General features: G+C 56.9%; 6 protein-coding genes. All 6 read right to left on the reverse strand.

The genetic code is table 11. The features are described from left to right. Position 1 precedes the first annotated feature (1 nt). The gene (locus ACH2ED_RS03035) at positions 2–1,156 is read right to left on the reverse strand and encodes an exo-beta-N-acetylmuramidase NamZ domain-containing protein (protein WP_395088737.1); all 1,155 of its coding nucleotides are present in this window, start codon (positions 1,154–1,156) and stop codon (positions 2–4) included. 76 nt (positions 1,157–1,232) lie between these two features. Then, on the reverse strand, positions 1,233–2,744 hold the full coding sequence (locus ACH2ED_RS03040; protein ID WP_395088738.1) for an ammonium transporter: 1,512 nt from the start codon (positions 2,742–2,744) through the stop codon (positions 1,233–1,235). A 173-nt stretch (positions 2,745–2,917) separates the two neighbouring features. Next, positions 2,918–3,256, reverse strand: a complete 339-nt coding sequence (locus tag ACH2ED_RS03045) for a P-II family nitrogen regulator (protein WP_395088742.1) — start codon at positions 3,254–3,256, stop codon at positions 2,918–2,920. Positions 3,257–3,402: 146 nt separating this feature from the next. After that, on the reverse strand, positions 3,403–4,497 hold the full coding sequence (locus ACH2ED_RS03050) for an outer membrane beta-barrel protein (RefSeq protein WP_395088739.1): 1,095 nt from the start codon (positions 4,495–4,497) through the stop codon (positions 3,403–3,405). A gap of 147 nt (positions 4,498–4,644) precedes the next feature. Beyond that, entirely contained in the window at positions 4,645–5,289 is a 645-nt protein-coding gene (lipB, locus tag ACH2ED_RS03055; RefSeq protein WP_395088740.1) for a lipoyl(octanoyl) transferase LipB, read from the reverse strand. Between the two features lie 2 nt (positions 5,290–5,291). Then, on the reverse strand, positions 5,292–6,173 hold the full coding sequence (locus ACH2ED_RS03060; protein ID WP_395088741.1) for a ParB/RepB/Spo0J family partition protein: 882 nt from the start codon (positions 6,171–6,173) through the stop codon (positions 5,292–5,294). Positions 6,174–6,399 lie beyond the last annotated feature (226 nt).

Raw genomic sequence — 6,399 nt, forward strand, 5'->3', positions numbered from 1 at the left:
CCTACGAATACAACAAAAACGGCGCTCTTTCCTTCTCAAACTGCGCCGCTCCGCTCTGGAATATTGTCCAGAGCACCTCGGCACCCGCACCACGATCGAAGCTGCGTCGCACGGCACTGCTGCCGCAGGAGTAGTCAAACATCTGCGAAGGCTCACCCGTGGAGAAGGGCTTCGTCACTCCTGTGGTGCGCAAGGCGGCGAGGAGCGCGAAGTTAGGGCGTGTCCACTGCGCCTCAGGGCCAGGGGGGGCTTTCACGCGCACCCCCTGGCACATCTGACCGGAGAACAGGCCACGCGAGGGCGTGAAGGTGGCAGCTTCGTAGGTAAATCCCGCGACAGGCACACGCTTAAGCGCCGTCAGCAGCTTTGCACTGTCCAGAGTCGGGCTTCCAAAATAGCCAAAGGGATCGTCGGTACCCACACCGATGGCGATACAGTCTAGCTCCCCGATAATGCCCGTGGCGGCGTAGAGCTGTGCGGCGCGCAGGGTCGGGATATTGGGGGAGGTGGGAATCCAGCGGCGTGTGTCCCAGCCTGGATCGGTGCGCTTAAGCCCCACGCAGGCCACGACCTCCAGCCTTGGTTTGAGCCCCTCAGAGAGCCAACCCTTGCTGATGAGCATCTTCGCCAGCTCGCCCAGCGTCATGCCGTGTCGGTACGCAACGGGATACTTGCTCACAAACGACGTGAAACCTGGCTGAACCGGCCCCCCCTCAACTCGTGTCAGCCCCAGCGGGTTGGGCCGATCTAGCACCAGCACGGGCAGGTTTACCCGCGCCGCGCCTTCTAGCACGCAGCCGAGGGTGGAGAGATAGGTGTAGCTACGGCAGCCGATATCCTGAAGTGCAAAGACTAGGACATCCAGCCCCTGGAGCATCGCCGCTGTCGGGACTTTGGTCTTGCCGTAGAGGGAGTAAACAGGCAGACCCGTTTTACTGTCTTTATAGGATTCCACCCACTTGCCCGCCGGGACATCGCCGCGCACCCCATGTTCTGGCCCAAAGAGAGCCGCGACTTTCACCCCCCCTGCGCGGAGTGCCTCGATGGCAGGAGTCCCGTCCGCAAGCGCCGCCGCCGGGTGTGTCACCAACCCAATCTTCTTGCCCTTGAGCTTTGTAAAGCCGTCTGCCGCCAGTACATCCAGTCCTGTCTTCATAAGGCAATTGTACCCCTCTGAAATAAAACAGACCTCGGCAGAGCCGAGGTCTGTTTCCTAGAGAGACTTGAGGACTTTAGTGAGTCGCTGCGGATTCGGCACCACCATTGGCGTGGACATAGCCGGTTTCCCCGTGCTGAGTGAGATCGAGGCCCGCCTCTTCCTCATTAGCACTAACCGTGATTCCCTTGAAGAGAACCTTAAGGATCAGGCTAATGGCAAGTGTCCCAACCACACCAAAGAAAATTGCCAGCCCGATGCTGCTGAACTGAGCGAGCATCAGGTGACCGCGTCCACCATCTTCTGGCTTGATGGAGGCAGTGACCACACTGTTGATTTTTTCATCCGCAAAGATACCCGTGGCGATTGCTCCCCAGGTGCCGCCTAGCCCGTGAACCGCGAAGACATCCAGGGTATCGTCGTACTTTTGAAGCTTGTTTTTGAGCTGAATCGCGCCGTAGGAGAGGAAGGGAACCACCGCGCCGATGATGATGGCGCTTGTTGCGCTCACAAATCCTGATGCCGGAGTAATTGCTACCAGCCCCGCGACCGCGCCCGAAGCAAAGCCTAGGGCAGTTGGCTGCTTAACATGCACCCACTCAATGAGACACCAGACTAGGCCAGCTACCGCAGCGGCGATATGGGTCACCGTGAAGGCGCTACCCGCTAGGCCGTTGGCAGCACCAGCGGAACCGGCGTTGAAGCCAAACCAGCCAAACCAGAGGATACCTGTTCCGATCAGAGTCATGGGCAGGTTGTGGGGGCGAGTGTCCTCATGCGAGGAGAGACGCCGTTTGCCCAGGAGAACGGCGAGTACCAGAGCTGAGAAACCTGATGTCATGTGGATAACGGTGCCACCCGCAAAGTCTAGTGCGCCCTTCTTGAAGAGCAAGCCGCCCGCGCCCCAGACCATGTGCGCCATGGGAGAGTAAACCAGCAGGCTCCAAAGGGCGATGAAGACGCAGTAAGCGGAGAACTTCATGCGCTCAACAATGGCACCGGAGATAAGTGCTGGAGTGATGACGGCAAACATCATCTGGAAGCACATAAACACCTGGTGGGGGATCGCCATCTTGGTGCCGTTCCAGATAAAGGTTGTCTGGCCGACTTTATTGAGCATAGCAAAGTCAAGGCCGCCTATAAAATCGTTTCCAGGAGCAAAGGCAAGCGAGTAGCCCACCACGATCCAGACCACAGTGACGATGGACATGGCGATGAAGCTCTGCATCAGCACATTGAGGACGTTCTTGACACGTGCCATCCCTGCGTAGAAGAGGGCGAGGCCAGGTGTCATAAAAAGAACCAGCGCAGAAGCAATTAGCATCCAGGCAGTGTCACCACCGGAGGCTTCAGGTGCGTCCTTCTTCTCAAACTTGGTGGTAAAGTCAGCGCTGGTGAGGCCGTTTTCGTCTCCTTGCTTGGCAGCATCCCAGCCCGCCGGTGCGGGAGCGGGCGATACCTGAGCAGCCGGGGTCGCTACGGGGGCAGGTGTGGCGTCTTGTGCATGCACCACTACTCCAAGGGGTAGCAGAGCGAGGGAGGCTCCGCACAGGAGTACCAGTCTCTTGAGTGTGGGAATTAACCGCATAAAACTATCCTTTTTTGCCGCAAGTAATAGGACACGAGGTCCGACGGCCATTCGGGTAAGTGAGTACACGGCTATTTTAGGAATATTATGTTTCGGTATTGTTTCGGTGTTTTACACGAAAAACAAACAGCCACGCAGGGTTGCGTGGCTGTTTAGAGGAATTGAGGAAGTCCTTAGACTGCCTCACCTCCGCGCTCACCCGTACGGATACGGATAGCATCTAGTACCGGGGAGAGGAAGATTTTTCCATCTCCAATCTCACCTGTTCGTGCAGCGGAAGCGATCGCTTCGACAATACGATCCACATCCGCTTCGTTGACGACGATCTCCAGTTTAAGCTTCTGGATTAGGTTGACGGTATACTCCGCACCACGGTAGTGCTGCGTATAACCCTTTTGCTTGCCTGCACCACGCACCTCAGTGACGGTCATTCCGGTGACACCAAAATCATCCAGAGAGGCCTTCACTTCGTCTAGGCGTTGCGGGCGTATCACTGCTTCAATTTTAACCAGTCCTGCCACGATCGGTAGCTCCTGTTACTCTTTAGAGAAAGACAGAGCGGCCGGGTCTAGTACAGAGTCTGCACAGACCCGACCGCCAGTGAATCTATTCTACGGTCGTGATTGTTTCCGTTATGTTTCTACCAGGAAACAAGACCCTAGATCTTAAAGATTTGGCTGAAAGTCACGCTGGTCTGATCCTGCTTGACTGTTCCTGCCTTCTCCCCGGGGAAGAGGGCACCCCCCGCACGATCCGCACGGAACTCGAGAAGAGTGCGTGCTCCGGGGAAGGCACCGCTTAGCTCGTAGGACGCCGTGATAGAGTTCATGGTCGGCTTACGGGCAGGCGCAGTGGGGTAGCCGGGCAGGATGCCGGAAGTGGCATTGTTTTGCGTCAGGTACTCGGCACGAAGCCCCAGCACATTCGCATTGCTCAGGGTCTTGGTCAGATATCCCGTGAACCCCGTAGCATTGTAGGTGCGATTAGCCGCATCCTTACCCGAGCGCATAGTTGCGTCTACTGCGATTGCCGTGCTCTCGCTGAGCTTGTTGGTGTAGACAATATTAGCGACATTATTCTGACGGTTCAGAGGGGCTGCCATGGTACCCATATTTGCGCGGGAAAACATCGTGTTGAGGGAGATACTGCTAGCATCTGAAGTACGCTTGATCTGGAAACCGACAGCCAGATCGCGGCTCGCGCCCGCTTTGACACCATCGAAACGGTTGGCGACAACACCTGTGAGTGAGGTCTTTCCACTCAGCGGCACTGTCCCACGCAGCCCCGCATTGACGAACGGCTGGAGATACTGGTACTGGAACGACTTAGATAAAAAGTGACCCGTGCCCACATCCGGGGTCTCGTAACCGACATGAGAGAGAAACTGACCGAAGTCCAGTGTCATTTCTTTGCCGCCCATGCTGCGCTTGGTGGAGCCGTACGCCTCCAGGATATTGTCCGTGCCGTAGGCGGCATGGAATGCTTCCTGAACCCGACCGGTGATCAGGCGCAGGACAAAGCCTGCCTTGTCATCCGCTACGGCGCGCGAGACACTAATCTCGCCCAGGTTGACGGTGAATTGTCCGTCGGTCGTGTTAAAGAGAAACGTGTTGTTACGTGTGTTGGGCTTATTGAAGTTGTAGGTATAGTTTGCCTCCAACTGCCCACCAACGGTGACACCCTGGGCAAAAGCCGAAGGTGCAAGGGATGCGACGCCGAGAGCGGCGAGCACAAATTGCAAACGAGTTCGCATGAAAAACGAAGCCTCCATAAAAATCTGAATAGCCTCACCTGACCTGCCGTACGCCCCCTCCGAGGGGTCGGCGTACCGCCGCCATGGCGGACTACTCTGTTAGAGTTTCTAAAACCCCTATAGGGTACACATATTTTAGGTTATTTGTCAATCCGGTTTTAGAAGTACCCCAAGATGCCGGGCACTCGAGTGCGCGACTTCTTCCAGAGTCAGTGTGGTTTTAGCCAATTTACTCAGGCTAACCACCTGCCGCCCTGTCTGTCCGCAGGCCACAATGGTCTCAAATCCCTGGTGAACGCGCTCGTCCACATTAAGTCCAAAGCCGTGGTGTGTCACCCAGCGCTGTACCCTGACCCCAATAGCCGCCAGATACCCCCCGCTTTCTGTCCAGACCCCCGCATGGAATTCTACACGACCGGCTGCGACACCAAAATCCGCCGCCGTACGGATAATCGCCTCTTCCAGCGTCCAGACATATCTATGCAGGTCGCGCTTGCCCTCGCCTAGGTGCACGATGGGATAGCCGGTGAGCTGCCCCGGCCCGTGGTAGGTCACATCCCCCCCACGGTTCGTTGGCACGAGTTCAATCCCTCGCGCCGCGTACTCAGACTCGCTGAGTAAGCGAAACTCTGGCTTGCCCGTCTTGCCGTAGGTCACCACGGGCGCGTGCTCCAGCAGGATTATCCCATCAGGTACTTCTTCCGCAATCCGCGCCGCCACCCGCGCCCGCTGCCGCTCCCAGCCCGCGTGGTAGCCGATGAGCCCCTCGGAAAGTAGGTTGATCGTTTCCAAGACTAGCGCTGAGCCGCTTTGACTTCGGCGAGTTTTTCGTCTATGGCCTTGCGCGCCACCGTGAGCTTTTCTTCCAGAAGTGGCAGATCAGCGGCAGACGCACGCTCTAGCTTGATCTCTTCGAGCATCGCGGGGATCTTCTCGACGATCTTTGCCATGCCGCGCCCGGCGCTGAACGTGGTCTCATCGCGCTTGCCTAGTAGGCTGGGAAGCTCCATCACGGGAGATGAGAGAATCTCATCGGCGAGTGCGGGGCTCTCACGGATGGCTTTAGCCACTTTCCCGGTGTCATCGGCGGAGAGCTTCTCGCCCTTGATCTTCTCGACTAAGTGTGCCTGCAAGTCCGGCTGATCGTTGAGCTGGCGCAGAAATCGTCCGTGTTTCTCGGTGAGGTTGCCGTCGGCGGGGCGGTTGGGCGACGAGATAATCTGCTCGGAGATCGCTTCAGGCAGATCCAATAAGTCGAGCAAATAGCCCACGGTACGCTCGGAGATTCCCAGACGTTGCCCGATTTCTTTATTGGTCGCGCCTAGGGTCTGCTTGAGCTGCGTGAATGCCTTCGCTTTATCCAGCGGGGTGAGATCCTCACGCTGGAGATTCTCCACAAGCTGCTCGGCCATCTTCTCGGGCGTCTCATCGGCTAGGCTGCGCACGATGCAGGCCATCTCTAGCAGCCCCGCTTGCTGCGACGCACGCCAGCGGCGCTCACCGGTGACGATCCGGTAGGCATCCACACCCTCCAGTGCGATCACCGTGATGGGGTTGAGCAGCCCGTGCTGACGAATCGAGTCCGCTAGGCCCGACAGAGCCGCTTCGTCCAGCACCTTACGTGGCTGGTCAGGATCCTCGATCACTTTCTCAATCGCAATAAACTTCAGTTCCAAAATATACTCTCCGGCAATCTATTCTTTTCTGGCAAGCAGATGTTCGCTTATTATACCCGCTCGTTCCCCTAACCCCCGCTGAGCGCTAATCTTGTCCCGTAACTTTTTTTGCCAATGGAACCAAAATCGCTATGGAGGGAGTTATGAAAACCCAAAACTCTCTCCCCGAAAAATCAGATGCCACTTCTAAAAAAAAGAGCAATGCTCCTCAGAAAATATAACTTCG

It is taken from the genome of Armatimonas sp. (assembly GCF_043757465.1).
Taxonomy (GTDB): Bacteria; Armatimonadota; Armatimonadia; order Armatimonadales; family Armatimonadaceae; genus Armatimonas.